The 26,083-nt window shown below is 45.2% G+C and carries 26 protein-coding genes; 12 read left to right on the forward strand and 14 right to left on the reverse strand.

The window, feature by feature from the left end; genetic code table 11:
- Positions 1 to 85 precede the first annotated feature (85 nt).
- Entirely contained in the window at positions 86 to 901 is an 816-nt protein-coding gene (locus tag MTR82_RS04555; RefSeq protein ID WP_246807989.1) for a YkuS family protein, read from the forward strand.
- A 116-nt stretch (positions 902 to 1,017) separates the two neighbouring features.
- On the opposite strand, the gene MTR82_RS04560 is transcribed toward MTR82_RS04555, so the two are convergent.
- Together MTR82_RS04560 and MTR82_RS04565 are read right to left on the reverse strand one after the other, a co-directional pair.
- On the reverse strand, positions 1,018 to 2,013 hold the full coding sequence (locus MTR82_RS04560) for a nuclease-related domain-containing protein (protein WP_246807990.1): 996 nt from the start codon (positions 2,011 to 2,013) through the stop codon (positions 1,018 to 1,020).
- 125 nt (positions 2,014 to 2,138) lie between these two features.
- On the reverse strand, positions 2,139 to 3,416 hold the full coding sequence (locus MTR82_RS04565) for an MFS transporter (protein WP_246807991.1): 1,278 nt from the start codon (positions 3,414 to 3,416) through the stop codon (positions 2,139 to 2,141).
- A 202-nt stretch (positions 3,417 to 3,618) separates the two neighbouring features.
- Here MTR82_RS04565 and MTR82_RS04570 point away from each other — a divergent pair, with 202 nt between their 5' ends.
- From MTR82_RS04570 to MTR82_RS04585, 4 genes are all read left to right on the forward strand, one after another.
- Positions 3,619 to 4,386 (forward strand): exodeoxyribonuclease III, encoded by a 768-nt coding sequence (locus MTR82_RS04570; RefSeq protein WP_246807992.1) that lies wholly within the window; start codon positions 3,619 to 3,621, stop codon positions 4,384 to 4,386.
- A gap of 87 nt (positions 4,387 to 4,473) precedes the next feature.
- On the forward strand, positions 4,474 to 5,793 hold the full coding sequence (locus MTR82_RS04575) for a hypothetical protein (RefSeq protein ID WP_246807994.1): 1,320 nt from the start codon (positions 4,474 to 4,476) through the stop codon (positions 5,791 to 5,793).
- Positions 5,794 to 5,820: 27 nt separating this feature from the next.
- Positions 5,821 to 8,064: a hypothetical protein gene (locus tag MTR82_RS04580; protein ID WP_246807995.1), complete on the forward strand. Its 2,244-nt coding sequence runs from the start codon at positions 5,821 to 5,823 to the stop codon at positions 8,062 to 8,064.
- Between the two features lie 12 nt (positions 8,065 to 8,076).
- Positions 8,077 to 8,673, forward strand: a complete 597-nt coding sequence (locus MTR82_RS04585; RefSeq protein WP_246807996.1) for a class D sortase — start codon at positions 8,077 to 8,079, stop codon at positions 8,671 to 8,673.
- Between the two features lie 62 nt (positions 8,674 to 8,735).
- Here MTR82_RS04585 and MTR82_RS04590 read toward each other — a convergent pair whose 3' ends face one another.
- On the reverse strand, positions 8,736 to 9,926 hold the full coding sequence (locus MTR82_RS04590; RefSeq protein WP_246807997.1) for a CDP-glycerol glycerophosphotransferase family protein: 1,191 nt from the start codon (positions 9,924 to 9,926) through the stop codon (positions 8,736 to 8,738).
- Positions 9,927 to 10,103: 177 nt separating this feature from the next.
- Here MTR82_RS04590 and MTR82_RS04595 point away from each other — a divergent pair, with 177 nt between their 5' ends.
- The 4 genes from MTR82_RS04595 (at position 10,104) to MTR82_RS04610 (ending at position 13,742) form a co-directional block, all read left to right on the forward strand.
- The gene (locus MTR82_RS04595) at positions 10,104 to 11,717 is read left to right on the forward strand and encodes a catalase (RefSeq protein WP_279576968.1); all 1,614 of its coding nucleotides are present in this window, start codon (positions 10,104 to 10,106) and stop codon (positions 11,715 to 11,717) included.
- A gap of 159 nt (positions 11,718 to 11,876) precedes the next feature.
- Positions 11,877 to 12,341, forward strand: coding sequence for an RNA polymerase sigma factor (locus MTR82_RS04600; protein ID WP_246807998.1), 465 nt, complete (start codon positions 11,877 to 11,879; stop codon positions 12,339 to 12,341).
- Complete coding sequence (locus tag MTR82_RS04605) at positions 12,338 to 13,552, forward strand: hypothetical protein (protein ID WP_246807999.1); 1,215 nt, start codon at positions 12,338 to 12,340, stop codon at positions 13,550 to 13,552. The genes MTR82_RS04600 and MTR82_RS04605 overlap by 4 nt, the downstream gene beginning before the upstream one ends.
- Before the next feature lie 16 nt (positions 13,553 to 13,568).
- Entirely contained in the window at positions 13,569 to 13,742 is a 174-nt protein-coding gene (locus MTR82_RS04610; protein ID WP_199876577.1) for a hypothetical protein, read from the forward strand.
- 32 nt (positions 13,743 to 13,774) lie between these two features.
- On the opposite strand, the gene MTR82_RS04615 is transcribed toward MTR82_RS04610, so the two are convergent.
- The 10 genes from MTR82_RS04615 to MTR82_RS04660 form a co-directional block, all read right to left on the reverse strand.
- A complete protein-coding gene (locus tag MTR82_RS04615) occupies positions 13,775 to 14,476 on the reverse strand; it encodes a P-II family nitrogen regulator (RefSeq protein WP_246808000.1) in 702 nt (233 codons plus the stop codon).
- The gene (locus MTR82_RS04620; RefSeq protein ID WP_246808001.1) at positions 14,460 to 15,203 is read right to left on the reverse strand and encodes a DUF1538 domain-containing protein; all 744 of its coding nucleotides are present in this window, start codon (positions 15,201 to 15,203) and stop codon (positions 14,460 to 14,462) included. The genes MTR82_RS04615 and MTR82_RS04620 overlap by 17 nt, the downstream gene beginning before the upstream one ends.
- Entirely contained in the window at positions 15,200 to 15,895 is a 696-nt protein-coding gene (locus tag MTR82_RS04625; protein ID WP_246808003.1) for a DUF1538 domain-containing protein, read from the reverse strand. Before MTR82_RS04625 ends, MTR82_RS04620 begins: the two co-directional genes overlap by 4 nt.
- A gap of 123 nt (positions 15,896 to 16,018) precedes the next feature.
- Positions 16,019 to 16,402 carry a Na+/H+ antiporter subunit G gene (locus MTR82_RS04630; protein ID WP_052650252.1) on the reverse strand — a complete coding sequence of 128 codons (384 nt, stop codon included), beginning with the start codon at positions 16,400 to 16,402 and terminating at the stop codon, positions 16,019 to 16,021.
- Positions 16,380 to 16,664 carry a Na(+)/H(+) antiporter subunit F1 gene (locus MTR82_RS04635; RefSeq protein WP_052650254.1) on the reverse strand — a complete coding sequence of 95 codons (285 nt, stop codon included), beginning with the start codon at positions 16,662 to 16,664 and terminating at the stop codon, positions 16,380 to 16,382. Before MTR82_RS04635 ends, MTR82_RS04630 begins: the two co-directional genes overlap by 23 nt.
- A complete protein-coding gene (locus MTR82_RS04640; protein ID WP_052650255.1) occupies positions 16,661 to 17,146 on the reverse strand; it encodes a Na+/H+ antiporter subunit E in 486 nt (161 codons plus the stop codon). The genes MTR82_RS04635 and MTR82_RS04640 overlap by 4 nt, the downstream gene beginning before the upstream one ends.
- 40 nt (positions 17,147 to 17,186) lie before the next feature.
- Entirely contained in the window at positions 17,187 to 18,674 is a 1,488-nt protein-coding gene (locus MTR82_RS04645) for a Na+/H+ antiporter subunit D (protein WP_246808004.1), read from the reverse strand.
- The gene (locus MTR82_RS04650) at positions 18,667 to 19,005 is read right to left on the reverse strand and encodes a Na(+)/H(+) antiporter subunit C (protein ID WP_052650259.1); all 339 of its coding nucleotides are present in this window, start codon (positions 19,003 to 19,005) and stop codon (positions 18,667 to 18,669) included. Before MTR82_RS04650 ends, MTR82_RS04645 begins: the two co-directional genes overlap by 8 nt.
- Before the next feature lie 3 nt (positions 19,006 to 19,008).
- Positions 19,009 to 19,431 (reverse strand): Na(+)/H(+) antiporter subunit B, encoded by a 423-nt coding sequence (locus MTR82_RS04655; protein WP_052650260.1) that lies wholly within the window; start codon positions 19,429 to 19,431, stop codon positions 19,009 to 19,011.
- Positions 19,418 to 21,820 (reverse strand): Na+/H+ antiporter subunit A, encoded by a 2,403-nt coding sequence (locus MTR82_RS04660; protein WP_246808005.1) that lies wholly within the window; start codon positions 21,818 to 21,820, stop codon positions 19,418 to 19,420. Before MTR82_RS04660 ends, MTR82_RS04655 begins: the two co-directional genes overlap by 14 nt.
- A 321-nt stretch (positions 21,821 to 22,141) precedes the next feature.
- Between MTR82_RS04660 and MTR82_RS04665 the strand changes: the two genes are divergently transcribed.
- Together MTR82_RS04665 and MTR82_RS04670 are read left to right on the forward strand one after the other, a co-directional pair.
- Positions 22,142 to 22,831 carry a universal stress protein gene (locus MTR82_RS04665; RefSeq protein WP_052650264.1) on the forward strand — a complete coding sequence of 230 codons (690 nt, stop codon included), beginning with the start codon at positions 22,142 to 22,144 and terminating at the stop codon, positions 22,829 to 22,831.
- A gap of 63 nt (positions 22,832 to 22,894) precedes the next feature.
- On the forward strand, positions 22,895 to 23,530 hold the full coding sequence (locus MTR82_RS04670) for a pentapeptide repeat-containing protein (RefSeq protein WP_246808007.1): 636 nt from the start codon (positions 22,895 to 22,897) through the stop codon (positions 23,528 to 23,530).
- A 72-nt stretch (positions 23,531 to 23,602) separates the two neighbouring features.
- On the opposite strand, the gene MTR82_RS04675 is transcribed toward MTR82_RS04670, so the two are convergent.
- A complete protein-coding gene (locus tag MTR82_RS04675; RefSeq protein WP_246808008.1) occupies positions 23,603 to 25,099 on the reverse strand; it encodes a peptide MFS transporter in 1,497 nt (498 codons plus the stop codon).
- Positions 25,100 to 25,487: 388 nt separating this feature from the next.
- Here MTR82_RS04675 and MTR82_RS04680 point away from each other — a divergent pair, with 388 nt between their 5' ends.
- The gene (locus MTR82_RS04680; protein WP_052650270.1) at positions 25,488 to 25,844 is read left to right on the forward strand and encodes a helix-turn-helix domain-containing protein; all 357 of its coding nucleotides are present in this window, start codon (positions 25,488 to 25,490) and stop codon (positions 25,842 to 25,844) included.
- Positions 25,845 to 26,083 lie beyond the last annotated feature (239 nt).

Raw genomic sequence — 26,083 nt, forward strand, 5'->3', positions numbered from 1 at the left:
TACTGCGTTTATTCCTTCGATAAAGAGGGGAAATAAAAAACTATAAGCAAAAGTGAGACAAATTTGAAAAGGGAGTGGGCAAAAGATGGTGAAAATTGCAGTAGAAGAACCGTTTGTATCCGTAAAAAATGCGTTAGAACAAAAAGGCTATAAAGCAGAAATGTTGACCGACAAGACGGATTCAATGGACTATGATTGCGTAGTCGTCCGGGATCAAGAAGATTTGGCCGATTTTCACATGAATGTCCCTCTTGTGGATGCAAGAGGACGCACTTTGCATGAAATCGTCGAAGAAGTGGAAGAACGTTTAGTGCGTGCCGGAAAAATCGACAAGCCACTTTCTCAGACTGATGGCAAAGGCGGCCTCGGCAGCTCAGCATTTATTAAGGGTGCCGCGACAGGCGCCATTATCGGTGCAGCCGCCGGTCTTTTATTAACGCCAAAAAGCGGAAAAGAAATGCAGGCAGTCGTAAAAGATAAAACGGCAGGCTCTTCGCAAAAACTTTCCGATACCGCTGGCAAAACAAAAGAAAAATTGAGCGGCACCGTCGATCAAGTGAAAGACAAAGTCGGCCAAGTGAAAGAAAAAGCTTCGGGTGCGACAGATGCCACCAAAGGCAAAGTCGATGAGCTGAAAGCGAAGCGCACGGAGAAAAAAGAAGAAAAAGAATTGAAGAAGCAGGAAAAGGCCGTCATCAAAGAAGCGAAAGCTGAAGAAAAAGCGAAAAAAGAACATGAAAAAGCAGAAAAACAAGTTGAAAAAGAAGTGAAGAAAGCAGAAAAAGAAGCCAGTCAAGATAAAGGCCAAACACAGGTAGTGGAATTGGGCGATGCCGACATCACTCAAAACGATTCAGGCAGCGCAACCATTACACCGAAGAATAAAGACGACAAAAAATAAGAAAAAGAGCGGAGGGCCAATCAATATTGGCCCTCCGCTCTCTTATTGAGTTGAGAATGTAATTACTCTCAACTTTCTATGAAATACTCCCAACTTCCACCCGAATACTCTCGACTTCATATAAAATACTCCCAACTAGTTTCAAAAATGTATTTCGCATCTTTATAAGAACCGATTTTCTTCATTTTCATGCTTATTAACAGTCGGCTAGCTAAACGATGATCCTCTATTTGCAAAATCTCCCGACATTTTTTATTCGTCAGCGGTTCGCCGGTCAGCATTATCCAGTCTTTGAGTGTGCGAATGTGGGCATCTTTGTTTGAAACGCCGCAACTCGGACAGACCCATGTCCCGTACTTGCGTTTCATGCCAATGCGGCTGCAAGGCTCACACCAGACGCCACGCTGCATCGCTTCGACAGGAAAAGCGGAATTCGCGCAGATCGGCTCGTGTGCGTAAGGAGAATGGGCCGCTGCCAGTTCAGTAGCGAGCTTCTCCATATCACTCAAATTCATGATTTCTTTTTCAGGCTGCAGTTTTCGTAAAAACATCGGCAGCTGATTTGAAAACAGCGCGATTTGCTCTCTCGGCAAGTTTTCGGGCATCTGTTTCGTGTATGAAAATACAAGCACGGAACGAATCGGTAAAAAATACGCCCGAGAAGAAAGCCATTCTTCGAGCAGCCATTCGTTTGTCGCCATTTGTTCAATGGGACTTTTGCGTCCGGTGACGGAGCCGTCTTCTTTCGTTTGGATGAGCTGCGGAGGCGATTGTTTAAAGAACAGGCGGCCGGACATATTCTTCACTTCAAACACATATACACACCAAGGAGTGATCAACAACGAATCCAACTGGAAAGGGAGGACGGATTTCAACGAAACATCATGTAAAATAAGATGCGGAAAATCGATTTTGCTCATCGAAAAATACGCATCGAATCGCCTTTCCCCGCTGATTCCGGATTCGGCATTCCATAAATCATTTTTCGCCAACACAACCGATGGATGGGTTTTCGGCAATCGCCTCAACAGTATTTCTGCACGTTCTTTATCAACATTCTCATTCCTCGTTTTCCATAGCACAAGCATCCCCGCTTTTTTAACTAAAACCATAGCACGTCCGCAAATTCAAAAATATACTTCCTTTCATAATAAATATTTGAAGCGCTAAAACGCAGCAAATCTCGAATTTGAAAAATAAAAACTGCCCAAGCCAAAGCCTGGACAGTTAAAATGATTTATTCAGGCGCGACTTCATCAACCGGCGCATGCGGTTTCGGTTCCGGGACGCGTGACAGGATAATCAGGCCGATGATGAACAGAACCACCAGGCTGAAGACGCCCATGCTTGAATTCCCGGTCACTTGGGAAGTGACGGCTACAAGCAAGGGGCCGAGAATCGCTGCAAATTTCCCGAAGATATTGTAGAAGCCGAAAAATTCGTTGGAATTCTCTTTTGGCACGAGCTTGCCGAAATACGAACGGCTAAGTGCCTGGATACCGCCTTGGCTCGTTGCAACGAGCATGGCGAGAATCCAGAAATCGGTGATCGTTTCCAGGAAAAAGGCGTAAATGCAGACGACGATGTAAACGCAGATGCCCACATAAAGCATTTTTTTGCCGGTAAACCGCTCCGACAAGCGGCCGTACAAAATAGCAAACGGTGCCGCTACAACTTGCGTGGCGAAAAGTACAATCAGCAAACTGGTCGAGCTCAAGCCGAGATCGGTGCCGTACGCCGTCGACATGGAAATGATGGTGCCGACGCCGTCGATATAAAAGAAATACGCAATCAGGAATAAAAACAGCGCGCGGTATTGGCGAATTTCCCGGACCGTCTTCCCAAGGCGTTTAAAGCTCTGGGCAACCGGGCTTGGTTCCCGTTCAATATAATAGCGCTGATGGACATTCCGAAGCAGCGGAATGGAGAACACAATCCACCAAACAGCGGTGATCAAAAAGGCGATGCGGCTGGCATTGATGACGGAAACCGGAATCACTTCATTCGTTGCAAGCAAAATGACGGCGATGGATAAGATAAACGGAATCGTCGAACCGATATAGCCAAGTCCGTAGCCGAATGCCGAGACGTTATTCATGCGCTTTTCGGTCGTCACGTCCACAATAAATGCATCATAGAACAAGTTGGAGCCAGTAGCCCCGAGTGCGGCAAAAGTATAGCAAATGAGCAGCAGCAGCCAATTGTCGCTTGGAATAAACGCGAGCATGGCAGTTGAAACGGTGCCAAGCAGGAAAAATCCGGTGAAGAATTTCTTTTTCATGCCTTCGTAATCGGCAATCGTCCCCATGATTGGCCCGATCATCGCTAGGATAAACGTGAAGATAGCGATCGTATAGCCTAAATAAGCTGTAGAATCCGATAAGCTGACTCCCGCTTCAGTGGCGGCGGACTTGTAGAACAGCGGAAAAACAGCAGTGGTGATGATAATGGAGTAAGCTGAATTTCCCCAGTCATAGAACGCCCAACTCTTTTCTTCCTTTGTGAACTTTTTCATCTCTCTATCCCCTTTGTCTTTATCCCCCATACTAACTGTAGATAAATTCATTGTACAAGAACCCTTGGAAGAAAACTGCATCATTTTCAATATTCACTGAAATTTTACATAATTAAATCTAAGCTGACAAAAAATCACTTGTTTGAGAAGGGGCTTTCTTTTCAGTACACTAAAGGGTGGAAGAGAAAAGGAAGGTGCAGTTTTGAAATTTATTTCATGGAATGTCAACGGCTTGCGAGCCGTAATGAAAAAAGGGTTTATGGATTTCTTCAAGGAAGTGGACGCCGATGTCTTTTGCCTGCAGGAAATCAAATTGCAGGAAGGGCAGATTGAAATGGATCTTCCCGGTTACTATAAATATTGGAATTATGCGGAGAAAAAAGGCTATTCGGGTACGGCTATTTTCACCAAACAACAGCCGCTCTCTGTAAACTATGGGTTGGGAATAGCGGAGCATGACACAGAAGGGCGCGCCATCACCTTAGAATATGAAGACTATTATATTGTGACCATATACACGCCGAATTCCCAGCACGGCCTGCTTCGATTAGACTATCGTTTGCGCTGGGAAGATGCGCTTCTTTCCTATATAAAAAAACTGGATCAGCAGAAGCCGGTCATTCTTTGCGGAGATTTAAATGTGGCCCACGAAGAAATCGATTTGAAGAATCCGAAAGCCAATCGGAAAAATTCAGGCTTTACCCCTGAAGAACGCGGGAAGATGACGGAGTTTCTAGGAAGCGGCTTTATCGATACATTCCGCTATTTTTACCCGAAGCAAAGCGGCAGCTACTCTTGGTGGTCGTACCGTTCGAATTGCCGGGAGAAGAATGTCGGATGGCGCATCGACTATTTCATTGCGTCTGCGCGCTTGGCCATAAATTTTAAGGGTGCCAAAATACATAAAGACATATGGGGATCGGACCATTGTCCGGTGGAATTAACTCTCAAAAATTTAATAGAAAAATAATCCATAAAAGTTTTAAATAAACTCCTAACGGGAATCAAATAATCATCATGTGAATTATTTGATAATTCGCGCTAAGGAGGTGAAAACTTGAAAAAGGGAATCTGTACTTTTGTCATGGGTGCCTGTTTAGTAGCCTTATCGCCGTTCGCCGCACATGCGGATGAATTGGAAAAACCCGAAGAAAAGCCTGCAGGATTGATTAGCAGCACATTGAACGCGGTTGGAAATGTCACGGGGCAAGCAGCTGAGTCGACAGGTTCGATCTTAAAAGAAACTGTGGGCAGCGTTGATAAGACGGTTAAAGGCACGCTTGAATTTACTGGCGGGACTTTAAAGAAAACCGCTGATCCTGTAGGAAATAAAATCATCACTTCAACGTTGAAAGATACAGGGAAGCTAGTGGAAAAAGCGGTTGGCAATACAACTCCGATAGCGAAAACTACTGTGAAAGAAGTGACGAATACTACGGAAAAAACGACTTCCGAAGTATTTAAAGCAGTCGATCAGACGGTCAATAATCTGCCGGAAGTTCCAGTAGTAACGCCTGTCGTGAAAGAAGTGAATAAAACCGTAACGAAAGTGACTTCAGGTGTTCAGAAAACAGTCGAAAAGACAAATGACGCGGTCAATGGGACAGTGGAAGCGGTAACGGATACAGCAGAAAAAACAGTCGGCAGCACAACGGAAGTTATTGATAAAGCAGCCGATTTGCCGTATCAGGAAGAAAAAACGCCAGCTATGCCGGCTCCGGAAAAGGGTGAGCAAGCTGCACCGGCTCCAGTTGGAAATCCGGTAACTGATCCGTCTCCAGAACCGTCAATTCCTGTCGTCGACATGCCTGCAGTAATTGAAAAACCAGTCGTAGAAGAAACTGTAGAAACTCCAACCCCAGCGGTTAATGAACCAACTAAAGTTCCGGTCGAGTCGATGAAGCCAAGTATCGAAGAAGCAACAGCAGGGGCACAAGAAGAAACGCCGGTTTTAGAAAGTGAAAACGGCCTTACTCCTTTAGCCGCACGCGAAGCTGATATTGACGCGACTCCAGAAGCTATAGTCTTCGTTGGTGAATTGGCAGAAGGGAAAAAAGAAGCGGCGGCAAGTGAAGAAAATAAAGCTGCTGAAGCTTCCGACAAGATGAAACTGCCGGTTTATCCGGAAGACCAAGACTCGGGGCGTTCGGTAGCGACCGTCCCAGCATCGTCAAGTTCTTCTTCATCTATGTCTGCTTCAAATTCTTTTGCCGGGCATCATGCGGATCTAGGTTTAGGCACCTTATCGGATGCGGAAGTTTTTAAGGCATCTACCGAAAAGCTATGGTACCACAAGAACAGCTATGCGATTATCCAATGGATTCACACCCCATTAAGGAAACCGCCCATTCATACTCCTTTTTTATATGTGATTTAAATCATCATAAAAAAGGAGAGGGAATTAATGAAAAAAACTTGGATAACTTATACTGGAGCAGCTTTTGGGATTTGGGCAACTTTGAATTTTGCGCCTTCACTGGTGCAAGCGGAAGGTGAAGCATCAGGACAGCTTGAACTGAATATCGACTTATTGAGTGAAGAGGAAATTCTGAGTGTTGAAACTTCCGATCTTCCCGTTGCAGGAAGCGTAGATGTCGAAATTCCTAAAACACAAGAAACTGCAAGCAGTGAAGAAAGTATAAGTGAAGAAGCTGCAGTAAATATCTCATTGGAAGATTCGGTGTTGGATGATGTAGAAGTTCAGTTATTGACGAGCACAGAATCTGAATCGGCTGAGGAAGGGGCTGCAGTGAATATCTCCGTAGAAGATGCGGTCATTGCGGACCAAGTGGAAGCCGAAGTGTTGAAAAGTGAAAGCTCGGCAACAGCCGCTGAATCTTCCGAGAAAGAAGCCGTAATCGATGTATCGATTGAAGAGACAATTCTGACAGAGCAAGCAGATGTCGAAGTGCTGAATAATGAGAGCACGGCATCAGAATCAGGCACTTCCAAGAAAGAAGCTGTCGTAGATGTGAAATTGGAAGAGACGCCTGTTGACCAAGTGAACGTGGAAGTGCTGAAAGACGAGAGCACGACAACCGAGACAGGGGCTTCTGAAAAGCAAGCCGTCGTTGATGTCTCAATCGAAGATGCATTAGTTGCGGATGAGCTGGAAGTGGAAGTGCTTAAAAACGAAAGTGCCGCGACGGAAACAGATGGCTCCGAAAAGCAAGCCGTCATCGATGTTTCTACAGAAGGCACAGTTGTTACTGATGAGGTAGCGATCGATGTATTGAAAAGCGAGAACGCTTCATCTGAAACAGAATTTTTTCAGAAAGATGCACTGGCTGACGTTGCAATCGAGGAATTAATTGCAGTCGGGCAAACGGATCTTGAAGTCTTGAAGAACGAAAGCTTCGTAACCGAAGATACAATTTCTGAAGAGCAGGCAGCGGTTGATCTTTCTTTGGAAGATTTGATTGTTGCAGGGCAAACAGATCTTGAAGTCTTGAAGAACGAAAACTCCGTAACCGAAGATGCAATTTCTGAAGAGCAGGCAGCGGTTGATCTTTCTTTGGAAGATTTGATTGTTGCAGGGCAAACAGATCTTGAAGTCTTGAAGAACGAAAGCTCCGTAACTGAAGACAAAATTTCTGAAGAACAAGCAGCGGTTGATCTTTCTTTGGAAGATTTGGTTTTAACAGGGCAAACAGGATTGTCGCTGCTGAAAAATGAAAACATGGCTACAGAAAACGCTTTTTCTGAAGAACGTTCCGTACTGGATCTTTCACTTGAAGAGCTATTGGTTGCAGATAATTTAAATCTTCAAGTATTGCCGGAACGAAACTCCGCATCTGTTGATGGCGTTACAAATGAATCTTCAGGTTTCGAAGGGATTCTGCATCTTGGGTTAGACAATTTGCCTTTATTGGGAAATCTTCATGTAGGATTGCTTGAAAATCAAAACAATGCAGATGGAAGCGGGCGTTCTGTAGGTTCAAGTCTTTTGACCATCAGTTTACTGGATGGAATTCTAGGCGGACTTGATGTGACTTTGTTGGGCAATGAAGGATTTGTAGCGGCACCGCCAGCTGCAACGCCAGGGACTCCTGTTGAAGAAACGCCAGGACCAAACCCAGGTGAACAGCCAGGCACAGAAACGCCAGGACCAAACCCAGGTGAACAGCCAGGCACAGAAACACCAGGACCAAGCCCAGGTGAACAGCCAAGCACAGAAACGCCAGGACCAAATCCTGATGAACAGCCAGGTACAGAAACACCGGGAACAATGCCAGGTGAACAGCCTGGTGAAGAAACACCAGGAACTGCACCAGGAGAAGAAACTCCAGCATTGCCGGGTGCTCCAGTAGGCGACGGCTCCCTTTCAGGCGGAGGCGTGATTGGAAATGATGGAAATACAGGAAATGCCGGAACAGGCATATTGAATGGATCTACAAGAGAAAAAAATGCGAACAATGATTCTGCTGGCCGCGATGCATTAATCGGATTGACGGCTTCGGCAGGAACTTCCCCTCTAGACGTCAGGGGATCCCAATCGGCATCTGCAGCTGATGGCAATGCAGCAAACAGCGGTTCGTCAATGGCTTCTGCTTTGCCGAAAACTGGCGGTCCAGTCGACAGCCTGATGGTTTTAATTGCAGCATTGCTTTTACTTGCAGGCGGAATCACAATGCGCCGCTTTGCCTAAAGGAAAATAGCTATGAAAAAATGGATAAGCAATTTCATGATTGTTGCAGGATTAGTTTTATTGATTGCCCTCGTTTTGGGGATGAAACACTCAAAAGAGGAACAGCTGGGATTAATTGAAGCATTCGAAACGGTGAAAACAGAAGCAAGCAACGAACTGCCTTTGCAAAATGAAGCTTTTGGCATCACCGCTGAAGCCGCTGAGCTGCCCGACGGGGTGGAAGCTGTTTTGGCGATTCCTGCCATAGAGTTAAAATCGCCAGTTTTGGCAGGTGCATCGCCTGCAAATCTGGATAAAGCACTGGGTTCCATCGAAGGATTGGATGAACCTGGGAAAATGGATGGGAGCTACGCCATAGCTGGCCATCAGGCCCATGTGTTCGGAAAGTTTTTCAATCGTTTGGATGAACTCGAATCAGGAGACCGTTTCACTCTTGAAACCATCAATGAGGAAATGGCTTTTGAAGTGTTCGATATTCAAATTGTAAAGCCGGAGCAAGTGGAGGTTCTGAAACCGAAAAAAGGGATGTCGATGGTGTCGCTAATTACCTGTTATCCTGAAAATTCGAATGAATTCAGATTGATTGTCCAAGCTAAAAAAGTAGAATAACCAAAAAAGCACAACCGGAAGCTGATCACTTCTGCTTGTGCTTTTTCATTTGAACTTTTAGTTTACGCGACTCCCAGAACGCGCTGCGCCAAACGTTCGCAATTGTGCTGATCGAAAAAGTCGATATATTTTGGTGCGAGCGGATACCAGTCATTGGTATTTATGCCGCCTTCGATGATTGTTGAAAGGCTCTCATAGACTTCATCCACTGTCGCCGCTTTATAGCCGTATAAGTCTTTATCCAGATCTAAATAAGAGCCGCGTTTTGTTTCATATTCTTTCTGGTCGAACAAATTGAAGATGATGGGTTTGTTCTGATACAGGAAATCCCAGGAAACACTTGTGATATCTGTCAGCAGCATATCCGTTTCTTGAATGCTGCGTTCAATTGAGACGCGCTGTGAATCAAGAAATTCGATGCTGCTTTCGGAATCGTCTAAGCTGGTAAAGTAATTCTCGAATTTTTTCATAAAAGGGTGGAGGGCGATTTGCATGACAACGCCGTTTCGGTTCAGCAATTCGCGGATGCCCTTATGCTGGATGATGCCGACCGTGTTTTTAAAATAAGCGCTGTTCAAAAATTCTTCTTCACTCAGGCCGTAAAGCCATTCCCGCCAAGTCATCATCATCAAGATGCTCTTCACTTGTTTGGCCGGCCTATTGGTCGGGTAGCGATCAAAACGCGGAAAGCCAGTGACAATCAGCTTGTTCTCAGGCATCTTCCATTCCGTCAACTTCAGCTCTTTTTCATATTCAGACGCACAATTGAAATAATCCGTCCGCTTCAGCAAAGGCACGTCTTCTTTTTGGATCAGGATTTTTTTGAATCCTTCGATGCCATGGCTGATATGGGTAATCACGGTTTTTTTATTGAGGAATAAAAACTTGTCTACCGAAGGGGCAATGTCATACATCAGCGAATGCCCGTGGAACGTGTAGTCTGCACGGAAAAAGAGGAGATAATTTTTAAAGCTGCCAAGCGGAACCGCATTCGGAATTTTGCCGTTTAAGGCATATGTAGTATTTGAATCGTACATCCAGTAGGCGATTACTTTGTCTGAATGGTTTTTGGTGAGGTAAGTGTGAAAAACAGATGCGTTGTCTTCGTATTTTTCACCGAGGTTTCCACCAACCAATACAATTTTTTTCTTCTCTTTGCGAGCAGTTAAACGAGTAATCAAATAAGCAGCCGAAACTTTCAAAAAGACTTTCAATGGATCCAATTTTCCTTTTTCTTTTAATGTTACACTCATTTCCAGACCTGCTTTCTCTCCGTTGTTATTCCTTCAGTTTTTCATATTTCTGTCAGTTTGTCTATCTGCAAGCAACGCAAAAAACTTCTTTCTCGAAAAGACGGATTCTACGTTTAAAGTGGACAGATAAGGGGAAGATGATAGGGTGATAGACTATTGTGGAGGAGGATTCTTTTAATGAAGGAAAACCATGAAGAGTTTAAAAACAAGATGGGCACTGGTGAAGATGAGTCGACGTTAACAGACCGTCAAGGCCATCCAATACGAGACAACCAGAATATACGGACTGTCGGCAATCGTGGCCCGGCTACTTTAGAAAATTACCATTTCATCGAAAAGATCTCTCATTTCGACCGTGAAGAAATTCCGGAGCGGATTGTTCATGCCCGCGGCGCCGGAGCATTCGGCTATTTCGAAACTTACGGCAAAGTCGGCGATGAGCCGGTCGAAAAATATACACGCGCTAAAGTATTTTCAGGTGCAGGAAAGCAAACGCCTCTAATGGTGCGCTTTTCTACTGTGGCAGGATCCCGCCATTCTTCTGAAACAGCACGCGACCCACGAGGGTTTGCGGTTAAAATGTATACAGAAGACGGCAACTGGGATCTAGTCGGAAACAACTTAAAGATTTTCTTTATCCGTGATGCGATGAAGTTCCCGGATATGATTCACGCATTTAAAAATGACCCGGTTTCAAACGTTCCGAATCCTGAGCGCATGTTCGATTTTGTAGCACGCACTCCGGAAGCGACGCATATGATTACATTCCTGTTCTCGCCTTGGGGCATTCCGGCAACTTACCGCCACATGCAAGGCTCAGGCGTCAACACGTACAAATGGGTAAACGATAAAGGCGAAGCCGTTCTCGTTAAATATCACTGGGAGCCGAAACAGGGCATCCGCAATTTAACGCAGGCGGAAGCCAACGAAATCCAGGCGGAGAACACTGGACATGCAACAGAAGACTTGTTTAACGCGATTGAACGCGGCGATTATCCGGAATGGGAATTGTTCGTTCAAATTATGAGCGACGATGAACATGCAGAATTGGATTTCGATCCGCTTGACGACACAAAACTGTGGCCGCAAGATCAATTCCCGTTCCTTCCGGTTGGGAAAATGGTCTTGAACCGCAACCCTGAAAACTATCATGCAGAAATTGAACAAGCTGCATTCGGTACAGGCGTACTTGTCGACGGACTTGATTTCTCTGATGACAAAATGCTGCAAGGCCGCACATTCTCGTATTCAGATACGCAGCGCTACCGCGTTGGTGCGAACTACCTGCAATTGCCGGTCAATGCACCGAAAAAACGTGTGGCAACAAACCAATACGGCGGCATGATGGACCGCAAAGCGGAGCATGTGCCAAACCCGCACATCAACTATGAGCCATCTGTGCTTGGCGGTGTAAAAGAAGCGGAACAGGTGACACCGGACCATGAGCCGGCGTACAATGACCGCGTGATGAAAGCGGCGATCGACCGTACGAATAACTACGGGCAAGCAGGCGAAACCTACCGCAGCTTTGAAGAATGGGAACGCGAAGAATTGATCAATAATCTGGGTGATGCATTATCCGTATGCGATCCGCGCATCCAGGAAGAAATGATCCATCACTTCACGCAGGCGGACGAAGACTACGGACGCCGCGTACGTGAAAACATGGAAGCGAAACTTAAAGCAATGAAAGAAATGAATGATAATGGCCCGAAAGTCTACGGCAAGCCTGCAGCGAGCAAAGTTGCACAGGCGGCAGCCAGCAAAGGCCACGAAGCAGATCCTTATTAAGCGTTAGATCAAAAAGACCGGCAAACCTTTGGAAGGTTTGCCGGTCTTTTCATGTTTAAAGACAGATTCCAAAAATTTTTTTGCTTTTTTTCAAACACTTTGCCCTCCTCATCCGTTATCTTAATGAATAAGGAAAGACAACGGAAAGCGGGGAGTGGAATGGAAGCGAATGCGATGTATGACAGCTTAATAAAAGACATTACCCGGTTCGCCCGCTCCATTGCCCGCCACGAGCAGGAAGCAGACGATTTGGTGCAGGACGCCTGGGAAAAGTCATTGAAAGAAAAAGAGTTGGAACATTTGCCGGTTTACAAACAGCGCGCCTGGTTTTTTCGGGTGATGAAAAATCGCTTAATCGACGATCGGCGAAAAGAAACGCGGTTATCTGCCTGGGAAGAAGAAATTGATTTTCCTGAAAAGCCGGCTTCATTGAATCCTATGGAAATGGCCGAATTGCTTGGCCAGCTGACGCCGGAACTCAGTGACCTTGTATTTAAGCGCTACTGGCTGGGAATGACCAGCAGCGAAATCAGTACACAAGTTGGGGCACCGGCTGCAACAATCCGCTACAAACTGCACTTTGCAATCAAGCAATTAAGAAAACAGTTGGAGGTTGATTTATGATGGGACAAAAAATTGGGAATGTGGGACTGCTGAATTTATTGAATGCAACAGAGGAAAGCATAAAAAAGGTCGAACGGATTGAAAATGTGGGAGCGGTTATCTATCGTGCGGGAAATGCGCATTTGCTCAGCGCATTAAATATCGGGAATCTGGGAGCAAGTCTCGAATTGCCGGAAGACTACCGCTATTACAACGGGGTACTGACAGTCGATTCTGTGTATCTTCAATCACTCGGCGGCAAACAGAAATTATTAGTGAACGGCACTGTAATTTTTGGCAAGGATGTTACAGCGGGAGATCTTGAAACGCGGCAGCTGATGCTGATCGTCAATGGGGACATATATGCACCCGAACATCTAATCGGCTTGATTAGCCGGCTGTTTCCTGAAGGCAACCGAACATTAAAACCGTACTCTGGCCAAATCCCTTACTTTGAAAACAGCCATTTCACTCTTAGCAATTCTTTCTTGCAGGCAGCAGAAGAACCGATGTATTTAGTGGTTAACGGAGTCGTTGATTTTGCAAAAGACCTGGACTTGGACCTATTTAATGAAAAAATTGGCCAAATCGACGTGAACGGGGTTCTGCGGCTCCAGGAAGAACAGGAAAGTGCGCTTCACCGAAAAATGAAAACTGCCGCTAATGGCGTCATTCAAATTATTCCCGCCGGCTACACTGTTTTGAATAAGGCATTGCGCATCAACTCCCGTTCTATCCGGAGTTTTAATGAGAAGAAGCTGTACACGAAAAAGCCGGTAATCTTTGAACCGGGAATTGAACGGGAAGCATTTGCCAAAGCAATTGGCCACCTTTATTCCAAGTCCTATATTATCTGCAGCGAAGAGCTGGAAGATTTGATGTATGAAAAGCTGGATCGCTTAGAAACAGAAGTCCTATCCTATGAACAGCGATATCTATGGATAGAAGGAGAGCAGAAATGGTCGGAAGCGCAATTCCAGGCACTTGAAGCGGGAACGAATTTAATTGTGGATGGGTTGTTGATTTTGGACAAAGACGTCGCTGTGGAAACGGTAGCCAGACAGGTGGCCGCCATCGACAACTTTGGGGAAATTCAAGTGTCAGCAGCGGTTCAAAAAAGCGTGCTTCAAAACAAATTGCGAGCCAATGAAGGGCAGATTACCAGTTCGGATGATGCATCTGCTGAACCGGAACACACCGGCCTGCAAAATGTAGGAGAGCTCGCTCTTTAAAAGGAGGAGATTCCGAATGTTCTACACCGATGAAACACTTAGACAGCAAAAACTGAAAGAGATGCGGGCTGAAATAGAATATGAACGTTTGCGGAAACAGCAAAAACAGCAAGCACGAGAAAAACACCCAGCAAAGCGTTCGCTGTGGATCATAGTTCTCAGCATCCTGCATCTTCAAAAGAAAAAATAAAGGAGTTGTCCCATAGGCCTGGGACAACTCCTTTACTGGTTATGGCTGTCAAAGGAAGAATGGTTGACGCCAAAGACTTTTTCGACATCGATCAAGAAGGCTATTCCTTTCCCGGGAGCATGTAAGTCAATGGCATTCTGGATGCTTTCAATAACCGCCTCCGTATAACTTTCAGGAATCAGCGTCAAGACCACATCTTTTTCAGGATCTATCGTGAAATTCATGAATTTCTGCTGTTCATTGACGCCGGTGCCGCGGCCGGTAAGGATGGTTCCGCCTTCCGCTCCAGCTTGTGCAGCTGCTTTTACCACTTTACTGGAGTCGCCGCTATTAACAATCGTTACAATCAAATTGAATTGTTCATGTACAGCTCGCATCGATTGGCCACCTTTCTTTTTTTTGCCGTCATTTGGCCGGTCGGAGAGATGGGGAACGCCTAAAAGCTGGATCAAATGTACAGTGAATCCTAAACCGTAACCTGGTTTTCCAAGCTTTCCAGCCTGTGTCACAGCTTCAGCCACAGGATCCACAAGTGTGCCGTCGATCGCGATGAAAATGACGTCTTTTTCATGGGTAGCCGGCAGTCCTAGAAAAGTGGGCTTTTCATTGCGGCCGATGCCTTCGCCGTAAAGGATAGTGGCTCCGTCTGCTCCTGCTTTTTTGGCAGCGGCAATGACATCTCTCGAATGTCCGCGTTTTACAATCGCAATCATTAATCTATGGTTCAGGTTCATTTTTTTTAGCCCCACCTTTACTCTTGAAAATCAGCCCCAAAATGAGGACTGCCAATATGGGTGTTAAAGCGACCAAAGCAATGAGGCCGAACCCGTCGGCCAGGGGATCCCGGCCTTCGGTGACAGAAGCTACGCCAACAGCCATTGCCGAGATGAACGTTACCGTCATCGGTCCGGTCGAAACTCCTCCAGAGTCAAACGCGATGGCAATGAAAATTTTCTCGGAAAAGAAAATGAGAACCAAGGCCAGTAAATAACCGGGAATAAGAAAATACCAAAGAGAAATTCCGTAAAGAATGCGGAACATGGAAAGGGCGACTGATAATCCGACGCCAATCGAAACTGTATAAAGCATGATCTTTTGAGAGATGTAGCCTCCGGTCACTCGGTCAACTTCATCGTTCATGATACTGACTGCTGGTTCCGCAAAAGTAGCGACAAAACCCAGGACAAAACCGATGGGAATAAGGATCCAGGTAGCTGATTTTTCTCCAAGGGCTTTCCCCATCATTTCGCCAATTGGGAAGAATCCGATATGAACGCCTTGCAGAAAAAAGGCCAATCCAAGAAAAGTTAAGAAGAATCCAAGTAATATCTGCAATACCCGTTGTTTAGGCAGTTTAAGCATGAAGATCTGGAAGATGGCAAAGAAGATAAATAAGGGGATAAGCGCAATGCCGACTTCTTCGAGGGTTTCAGAAAATCCATCAAACACATGAAGATTCACTGGAATAGCACCCCCAAAATCATAATTGCCAGAACAGGGCCGATGGAGGCGAGGCCAATAAGCCCGAAGCCTTCACTGGCGGAAGAGGAGTTTGTGCGCAAAACGGATGCTACGCCGACACCGAGAGCAAGAATAAAGGGAACCGCCATCGGTCCAGTTGTCACGCCTCCCGCATCAAAAGAGATGGAGACAAATGCTTCGGGAACAAATGTGGATAACAGAAAGACAGCGAGATAACCGCCAATCAGTAAATAATGGATGGGAATTCTGAAGATCGTGCGGACCATGGCTAAAGAAACAAAAATCGCTAAGCCGAAGGCAACCGAAAGGATCAGGATTCCGGCGCTGATGCTGCCTTCGGAAACCTGGTCAATCTGTTTCGCGAGTACTCGGACATCCGGTTCCGCAATCGTTACCGCCAGGCCGAGCATGAAGCCGGTCCCAATAATGAGCCATGACTTTTTTGTTTTTGGCAATCGTTTGCCGATCATCTCTCCAACAGGCAAAAGGCCAGCTGTTACACCGAGAAGAAAAAGGAAAAAGCCGATGCCTACGAAGGCTGCGCCAATTAAAAACTGCAGTAAAGCCTCTAATGGCAATCGGATGATTGTGAATTGCAAAAGGATGATGACAATGGTCACGGGGAGGATTGCAGCAGCCACTTCTTTAAAGGTATCTTTTACATTTTCCATCTCAATCCTCCTACACCGCTTTTTTTCTGCTATTCCCTTATCATTTTTGATGTAAACCTAATATCAGATGGAAATCCATAACCTTCCATTCCGCTTCAGGCAATAATAAAAGCGGCGTCCCTTTTAGGAATCGCCGCTTTTATTGTCCGGATTTTGTGGCCGAGCAATCACGTCTTTTAACGCATCTTCTGTGGAACTTTCGGATAATTTAACGTTCGAGCGATAAGCGGCACGTGTAATCAGGTGCCCTGCTACAGGAGCCGTTAAAAAGACAAAGGTGATACCGAGCAACAGGCGGACACTGATAAAGTCTTCAGAGGCCCAAAAGTAAATGAACGTGCCGGTCAATGAAAGGAGCACGGCTAAAGTAGAGCTTTTTGTAGCTGCATGGGATCTCGTATAAACATCCGGCAGCCGAAGGATTCCAATAGCGCTGATCACGGCCATTACCGAACCGATTAAAATCAGAAGTGCGCCTGCGAATTCAATTATTTCTCTTATGCTCAACGATATCCCCCCTTTCGACAAAGCGGGCGAGTGCCAGAGTACTGATAAACGCCAGGATCCCGACAATCAAAATAACTTCCAAAAAAGCATGTGTATGGAGAACCACAGAGAAAACCGCAACGCCGGAGATGAGGTTAACGCCGATCATATCCAGAGCCACCACGCGGTCCGGCATCGATGGACCAATAATGATCCGGTAAAGAGCAAGCAAAATTGCCAAACAGAAAAGGGATAAAGCAATGGTTAGGATTATTTGAATCATCCGCGCGTCACCTCCATGATCGCTTTTTCAAAAACTTTGATTGATTTCAACACGGAATCCCGCGACTCTTCCACGTCCATCGCGTGGATGTAAAAGGTTTTGCCGTCCGGTGAGACCTCCATCACGACAGAACCGGGTGTCAAGGTCAGCAAAAGCGCTAAAGTCGTCAGTTCATAATCGCCTTCCATGCTGTGTTCGTAGGTAAATATGCCAGGGCGTATATTAAGCTTTGGACTAAGAATCTGTTTCATGATCAAGAGGCTGGACTGGGCCAGCTCCGAGATAAAGATCAAGAGGAGTTTGAATGTCGCATAAACGCGGATCATGTAGAATTTCGTTCCGAAAAACCGGTGCATGAGAAACAGAATTCCGATCCCTGTTAGATAGCCGCCGATAAAAGTCGAGATGTGAAAAGCATCTTCATCCATCAGGAGCGTCCAAAGAAACGCGATCATAATATTTATCAGAAATTGAGCAGGCATGTGCATCCGCTCCTTTCATTGCAGCACGCAGCTAGAGATCTCATGATTCGCCGCCTCCCATCACTGCATCAATGTAGATGTCCGGGTTGAGAAGAGTTTCTGCTGCGTCCGTCACATAGCCGGAAATCAGTTCTGTGCCAAGCCCGAGTCCGACGGTAAGCAGCACCAGCATGAGGCAAGGAACTAAAAGCATTTTTTTCAAAGGCACTTGATCTTCTTTGCTGACAATGGTCTCGCCCCAAAAGCTGTTTTTAAAGATGCGCAGCAAGGAGTACAGGACAAAAAGGCTGGACAGGAGGGCAAGCGTCAATAATCCATAAGCGCCGCTTTCGACAGCCCCTTCTGAAACGAGCACTTTTCCGATAAATCCGCTAAGCGGCGGAACGCCGGCCAAAGAAAGCATCGTAATGAAGAAAGACCAGCCTAGCATTGGATAGTTTTTCATCAAGCCGCTCATTTTATTGAGCATAGCCGTACCTGTCAAGGCGATGATCGTACCGACTAACAAGAACAATAAGGCCTTGATCACCATATCGTGAATGAGGTAGTAGATCGCGCCTTCAATCGCGTTCGGCGTCGAAACAGCCAAGCCGACCAAGATGAAGCCGACCGCGATGACCACATTATAAGCGGCGATTTTGCGGATATCATTGAAAGCAATAGCTCCAAGGCTTCCGCCGACTAACGTTATGGCCGCCATGGCCCCGATAATCGTATGGGTTATTTCCGGCTGATGATAGAAAATCAACGAAAAGACACGGAATAGTGCATAAATCCCAACCTTGGTCAGCAGCGCCCCAAACAATGCTGAAGTGACAGCTGGCGGTGCGCTGTACGAGCCGGGCAGCCAAAAGTAAAGGAGCAATCCGGCTTTTAAGCTGAAGACAATCAAAAAGATGATGCTGACTGTCGTAAGAAGCGGACCTTGTCCCGCTTCAGCTACTCTTACAGAAACGTGTGCCATATTCAAAGTGCCGACCGCTCCGTAAAGGTACGCTAAGGCGACCAGGAAGAACCAGGAAGAAACGATGTTAATGACCACGTATTTGATCGCTTCCCGAAGCTGCCGTTTATTGCCGCCCAACGTAAGAAGAACGTAGGAAGATAAAAGCATCACTTCAAAGCAGACGAATAAGTTAAACAAATCACCGGTCAAAAAAGATCCATTAACTCCTGCGATCAAGAAAAGAATGGTCGGATAAAAATAAGTCGTCTGCAGAAATCTTCCTGCTGAAAACAAGGCATACAAAAGAATGATTGTGGCAACAATGGTTGTCGTTAAAACGAGAAGCAGAGAAAAAGAGTCTGCGACGAACAAAATTCCGAAAGGCGGTTCCCAGCCTCCGAAATCCAACCGGAGAATGCCGTTTGCCTGAACCTGTTCTAATAGGTAGAAGGCAATTCCAGAACTGACCGCCATAACGCCGATACTGAACCATGCCTGAATGCGCCCGTAGGCCCGCAAGAATATTAACACCACTCCTACCAGAATCGGCAAGAGCATAGGAAGCAAAATTATATTATTCATCATTTACACCTCTCATTTCTTCCAAGTCATCCGTGCCGAGTTCTTGATAAGCGCGGAAGGCCAGAACAAGAATGAAAGCTGTAACGGCAAAACTGATAACGATGGCCGTCAAAATTAAAGCTTGCGGCAAGGCGTCGACATAGCTTTCTGCTTCTTCGCCGAGGAGCGGAACCGTGCCTTTTTTCAAACCGCCCATGGAAAGAATCAATAAATGGACCGCATGGGAGAAAATGGCTGTGCCCAGAATGACGCGGATCAAACTTTTGGATAATACGAGATAAATGGCGACAGCTGTAAGGACGCCAACCAATAAGATGATTAAGGTTTCCATCGGCTACTCATCCTCACTTATGCTAAAGATAATATTTACGACTACACCGATAACCGTCAGTGCAACTCCAGCTTCGAAAACGGTCACCGTCGCCAATTCTGTTTTGCCAAAGATCGGCAAGTCGAAATAGCCGAAAGACTGGCTCATAAATGGCTGTCCGAAAAACATCGGAACGGTACTGCTGGCGAAAGCGATCAAGACGCCTAAAGCTGAAATTTTCTTAAAGTCGAGTGGGATGGCGTCACTGATTGTCTCTGAATCATGCGACAAGAACAAGAGCACAAAGGCAGAAGCAAGGACAAGTCCGCCGATAAACCCGCCGCCCGGCTCATTATGGCCGGACAGGAAAAGGTAAATGCCAAAAGTAAAGATAATCAGGACGGCAGCTTTGGAGACCGTTTTTAAAATGACATCATTTATCTTCATTTTTTTTCGGCTCCTTTCCGCTTTTAATGCGAATCAACGTATACACACCGATACCTGCGATAAAAAGCACAAGCGATTCAAGCATGGTATCAAAGCCGCGGAAATCGCCTAAAATCGCATTGACGATGTTCTTTCCGCCGGCCAGTTCATATGAATTTTCGAAATAGCTGGAAATGGATTCAAACAGTTTTCCGCTATGCACAGAAAGGGCGATTAAAACGACGGTAGTTCCGCCGGCAATCGCAATAGCGGCATTGCGGATTTTGGCGTTTCGTGGAATCCGGTCTTTCTTCAATTCCGGCAAGAAATAGAAGCAGAGCAGGAAAAGGACTGTCGTCACGGTTTCAATGACCAGCTGCGTTAACGCTAAATCCGGTGCCCGGAACAGAACGAAGAGAATCGCAATCGAAAATCCAAGAACGCCGTTCAATAGAATAGAGGTCAGGCGAGATCTTACAAATAAGATAGCGACTGCGGCAATCATCATGACCAACACCAACAAAAATTCATAAGGTTTCACAGGCGCGTCGTTGGAAAAATCGATGGACAATGCGCCGGTAAAAACTAAAGTGCCTCCTGCCACTAAAACAAAGAAGGTGAAAATATAGGCAAAATAATGAGGCAGATACCCGGTCATGTAAAAGGAAGTCAATGTGTTGGAATTGTTTTCCAATCCAGCTAAAAAACGGTTGTATAGATTATTGAACGTCCAAGTGTCCGGAATGAGCGAATACACTTTTTTCCAGTAGCGGAGAGTCGCGTATAAAATACCTCCGATGACAATAATTCCAAGCGTCATCCAGAGTTCCGGCTGGAAACCATGCCAAGCGGTAATATGAGGTGCTGCTCCAGCCATTCCAGGCAGAACGCCCCCTAGCGCCGGGCGGAGCAGATGGTCTCCCAGTAGATTAGGAGCAAAGAAGATGCCCACGATCAAAAGAGAGAGGATGGCTGGGGAAATCAGCATCCCAATCGGTGGCTCCACTGGTTTTTTGTCCAGTTTTTTCAGCTGCGGCTGTCCAAGGAAAGTCCGGAAAACGATAATCATACAGTAGACGAAAGTCAGCACACTGGCTGTCCAGGCAATCACGGGAATGAGCCAGCCCCAAGTGCCTGCTGAAAAAATAGGAAGCGATGCTGAATTAAGCGACGCTGTAAAGAACATTTCCTTGCTTAAAAATCCGTTGAAGAAAGGAAGTCCAGCCATTGAAAAGCTGCCGATCATGGCGAATGTGAAAGTGATTGGAAGAAACGAAATCAATCCGCCCAAGCGCCGGATGTCCCGGGTCCCCACCTGGTGATCGACAATCCCCACCACCATAAACAGGGCACCTTTGAACGTTGAATGGTTTACGAGATGGAAAAGGGCTGCAAAAGTCGCGAGCCCATAGAGAGCGCCATCGCTGCCGTCGCCAAAATAAAGAGCAGCTGACCCCATTCCGAATAAGCTCATGATCAATCCTAATTGGCTGATGGTGGAATATGCGAGCAGCGCTTTTAAATCTGTCTGGCGGACTGCGCAGAAGGATCCCCAAAACAAAGTGACCAGTCCAACCAGCGTAACGGTCCAGAACCAGGCGGAAGTGCCGCCGAAAATCGGCGTAAACCGTGCCACAAGATAAATCCCCGCCTTTACCATCGTCGCTGAATGCAGATAGGCGCTGACAGGTGTCGGTGCTTCCATGGCATCAGGGAGCCAGATGTGGAAAGGGAATTGAGCTGATTTGGTGAAGGCTCCGAGCAGGACGAGGAACATGGCTGGATAGAAGAGCGCATGATCCGTATATTGGCTGATCGAAGCGGCAATTTCCCGCACACTGAACGTATCTGTCATTGTATGAAGCATGATGAAGCCTGCTAACATCCCAAAACCGCCAAATACCGTAATCAATAAAGATTTTTGGGCACCATAGCGTGAATTTTTGCGGTGGAACCAAAAAGCGATCAATAGGAAAGAGGATATGCTTGTGAGCTCCCAGAATACATAAAGCACGAGCAGGTTATCTGAAAGGACGACTCCCAGCATGGCGCCCATGAAAAGAAGCAAATAAGCATAAAAATGCGGCAATGAGTCATATGGAGATAAATAATAGATGGAGTAGAGAATGACCAAGCTTCCCATACCGGTTATCAATAACGCGAGAATCAGGCTGAGGCCGTCCAAATAGATGGAGAAGTTGATGCCCAGCGAAGGAATCCATTCCAACGTGGCGGCGATCGTATCGCCTGCAGAAATGTCTGGAATCCGCATAGCCAGAATGATGAATAGTGCCAATGGAACAATGAGGACAAACCATCCGATATTCAACTTGCCGATCCGCCTATAAAGAAAAGGAATGAGGGCGGCTGCAAAGAATGGAATTAAAATTGCTAAAATCAATAGATGCATAAAGTGAACCTCCTGAAACAGAATAAAAAACGGGGAAACGGGAAATAGATATATAAAGCAAAGAATAAATGTTTTCAATAGGAATAGAAAGGCTAAAGACTCCATAACGACACAAAGCCATATAGAATAAATTATACAGGAAATAGGGCTTGCTTTCACATGATAACTTCGATAAGGTACAGATTAAGCGATAAAAAACGGAGCAAAATTAAGGTGAAAGTAGAAAAGCATAAACCCTTGATTTTTATTAAGATCCGCAGTATAATTTCATAGTTTTGAAATTGCGGCTTACGAATATTAATCCCTGGAGGGGCATAGATAATGAAAAAAATTAGAGGACGGATGGATGAAAGCATATTGGTGTGTGTGTTCTATGGACCAAATGGTGAACGTTTGATCAACCGCGGCCATAAACTCTCAAGCATGCTTGACTGCCCGCTGTATATTTTAACTGTAGATTCGCTTCCATTTGATGAGTTTGACGCGGAAAAATCCGAGTATGTTGAGCGCTGGAAAGAATTAGCTGAAGAATATGAAGCGGAAGAATTCATAATCCGGGACAATGAAAAGCGCCCCTCTGCCAAAGTGATTGCGGAAGTGGCACATGATTTAAATATCACCCAGATTATTGTTGGACAGACCGCTAAAAGCCGGTGGGAAGAAATCACCAAAGGTTCGTTCATGAATTCGCTGCTGCGTGAAATTCCTTTTGTAGACTTTCACGTAGTGTCCGTCGACCGGAGCATTAAAGGGGAAGACCATGAAGAATTTGAAAAAGGAGTGCGCTGCTATTTGGTGAAAGATGCAGACACTTACAAAATCAGCTTCTCCCAAACAAAAGAATGCCAGTATGAAGGCATTTTCTTCAAAGACATCGGAACGGATTTCAACAACGGGATCTTCAAGTTTATGCATAACAACAAATTGCATCAAGTGGAAGTGACGGATGACCGGATTGTAGAACCGGCTGTCGTTGATGTCTGTTTAAACCGCCAAACTGTTCCTAAATAATGAACTGCCACTAAACGGCCGCTGCCAATGGAGCGGCCGTTTGTCTATTAAGGGGGAAATGCTGTGAAAAAATCGAAAAGAGCTGAACCGCTGATTTCCGAAAGTCTGGATGTAAAAATGTTTCAAGAGGCTTTGGATGACTATTACCTTGCGGATTGTAAAATTTCTCAAGAAACAATTGCATATGAGGCAGGGGAAGCAATGCATGTCGATAAAGTGATATTTGAAAATGTAAACTTTCTTGAAGTCCAATGGCCACGCAGTGAATTTATCGATGTCCAATTCATCAATTGTGATTTGTCAAATGCTGATTTTAGCCGATCCGTATTCCATCGCGCAGAATTTCATAATTCGAAACTGGTCGGCACAAACTTTGCTGAAGCCGGCATCCGCCATACTCTATTTAAAGACTGTGTCTTAAATTATGCCGTTTTTGGCTTCTCGCTCTGCAACACGTCGCGCTTTGAAAGTTCAATGATGCGATACGCCGATTTTTATGAAGCGGAGCTAAAACAGACAGAATTCACTGGCTGTGACTTGAACGAGGTTAACTTTGTGGAAACGAGTTTAAACGGAGTGGATTTGAGCAGCAATTCTTTTGAAAACATTCAAGTAACGATTGAAAAATTGGCGGGGTGCAAAGTGTCGGAACCACAGGCTCTCGCTTTTGCCAGGCAGCTAGGATTGGAAATAAGATGAAATTAATATAGTAGAATAAAAAACAAAACCCCTGAAGCAGAAGCTTCAGGGGTTTTGTAATAATTTGGCAGTTTAGCGAACGCCTTTCATATAGCGCTGAATTGCCGGAGCAGCCAAGAACAACAGGATACCCAGTGCAATCGAAGCACCGCCGATGATTCCGAAATACATCATTTCGTTTTCAACAGTATAGAATTTCACTAATTGAGCGTTGATTGCTTGGGCTGCAGCATTCGATAAGAACCATAAACTCATTGTCTGCGCTGAGAAAGCGGATGGCGCTAATTTTGTCGTAGCGGATAAACCGACCGGCGACAAGCATAGTTCACCAAGAACGACGATCAGGTAGCTCAGTACCAGCCATAATGGATTTACTAAAGCATCTGTTCCGCCAAAATAAGCCGGCAATAGAATGACTAGGAACGACAACCCGGCAAATAAGAGCCCGAGTGAGAATTTCTGCGGAATTGACGGTTGGCGTGTGCCGAGTTTTACCCAAAGCCAAGCAAATACAGGTGCTAGCGTTATGATAAATAGTGGATTCAATGACTGGAACCAAGCAGGTGAAATTGTAATGCCTGCAAATTCCAAGTCCGTCCGTGTGTCTGCGTAAGCTGCTAAAATGGTAGAACCCTGTTCCTGGATCGACCAGAACATCACAGCAGCGATGAACAGCGGAATATACGCAACAAGGCGTGAGCGTTCCACTTCGTTTGTTTTCTTGCTGCGGTACATCACGATAAAGTAAGCGGTAGGGATCAGGATACCTAAAATACCTACAGCAGCGATGAAGCTATCAAATGTTAAGAACCCATATTGCAGGCCTAACACGACTACAGCAGCAATGACGACAGCTGCAACAGAGAAAATCTTAATCGTTCTTGATTTTTCAGCCGGTGTGAGCGGGTTGTGGACAATCGTTCCTGCCAAACCAAGGTTTTTCTTTTTTGTCACCATGAAAAGCACGAGGCCTAAGAACATGCCGACAGCGGCAATACTGAATCCGAGATGGAAGTTGATATCCATTCCGACAGTACCGACGATCAACGGTGCGATAAACGCTCCTAAGTTAATCCCCATATAGAAAATACTGAAGCCGGCATCCCGGCGATCGTCGTTTTCTGCGTAGATTTCACCTACGACACTAGAAACGTTCGGCTTCAACAAACCGGTTCCGAGTACGATTAAGACCATTGAGACAAAGAATAGCGTCAAGCTGCCAGGAATCGCCAAAGCGATGTGCCCCAGCATGATGAGAATACCGCCGTAGAAAACGGCTTTCGATGTTCCGAAAACTCGATCGGCAAGCCATCCGCCGATAATTCCCGACATATATACAAGCGAACCGTAAATGGACATGATGGAAAGAGCTACAGTGCGATCAAGTCCGAGCCCGCCTTGAGAAAGTTCATAATACATATAGTAAACAAGAATAGCTCTCATTCCATAGTAAGAAAAACGCTCCCAAAATTCAGTGAAAAATAGTGTAAACAGCCCTTTTGGATGTCCAAAGAATCCTTTTTGAGGAACACTGTTTACGATGTCTTCGCGACTATATTTGTCAGACATCTTACGACCCCCTTTTAATGTATGTTACTATAATACTTTTTTTAGGTCCAAAAATCAAAATAAATCTACAAATTGGGAAAAAAGCCTATGTTATAGGTTAATAATGATAGATAAAGATGATTTTTAAAATATATAAACTTTATTGGAATAATTATTTGATTTTGAATAATTCGTATTCTAGTGAAAACAAAGGGAAATTAAAATTAAGTTTTTGTTTTTATTTTCCAAAAATATTGAAATTTCAATTATTTGTATAAAGATTTTGTTCACGAGTTGTACACTATTTCTAAAATAAATTATAGAAATATATAGAAATATCTTGAAAAAAATTTTAATATACATTATATTTAAAATAGTTAGAATTTAATATAAAAGGAGATAAAGTATTATGAATGATCTAGGGAAGAAAATCAGGGATTTAAGAGAAGCGAAAAAGCTGTCACCAGAAGAAATGGCGGAGAAGATCGGCTTTGCAAAAAGCACTGTCTGGGCCTATGAAAGCGGCAAAAAGCAGGTTACGGTCAGTCATCTTTCTCGTCTCGCTGATTTCTTCGATGTATCTGTGGACCTCTTGCTGGACCGGTCTGAAAGAGTCATAGACTTGGATCTTCAAAATGCTGCCGCCATTGAAGAGTATAACTTGATGCTGGATAATAAGCCCTTGGATAAAACTGAAATTGCTGAAGCTGCTTCTTATATACAAGTCAAACGTCGCATGGGAAGTTATGGAGCGGCGAGTTCATGAGCCATATGGTTCATGTGCGTTAGAGCGTCTGCCTTCAATAAGGCAGGCGTTTTTTTATGGATCGAAACTGGAATTGGGAAGAGGGCTGATGTAAGTTTCAGCCAGTCGAAATAATTAGCCTTCAAAAGTTTGCCTATATTATAGTAGAAAGTCATTCGCTGCCAGCCGTTTTTTCAAAAATGATTGTTTATCTCTAACGCGGAAGGGAAGAACAAGGGTAGAAGAAAAGACTGCTGGGA

Source organism: Planococcus ruber (genome assembly GCF_022819085.1).
GTDB classification, from domain to species: Bacteria; Bacillota; Bacilli; order Bacillales_A; family Planococcaceae; genus Planococcus; species Planococcus ruber.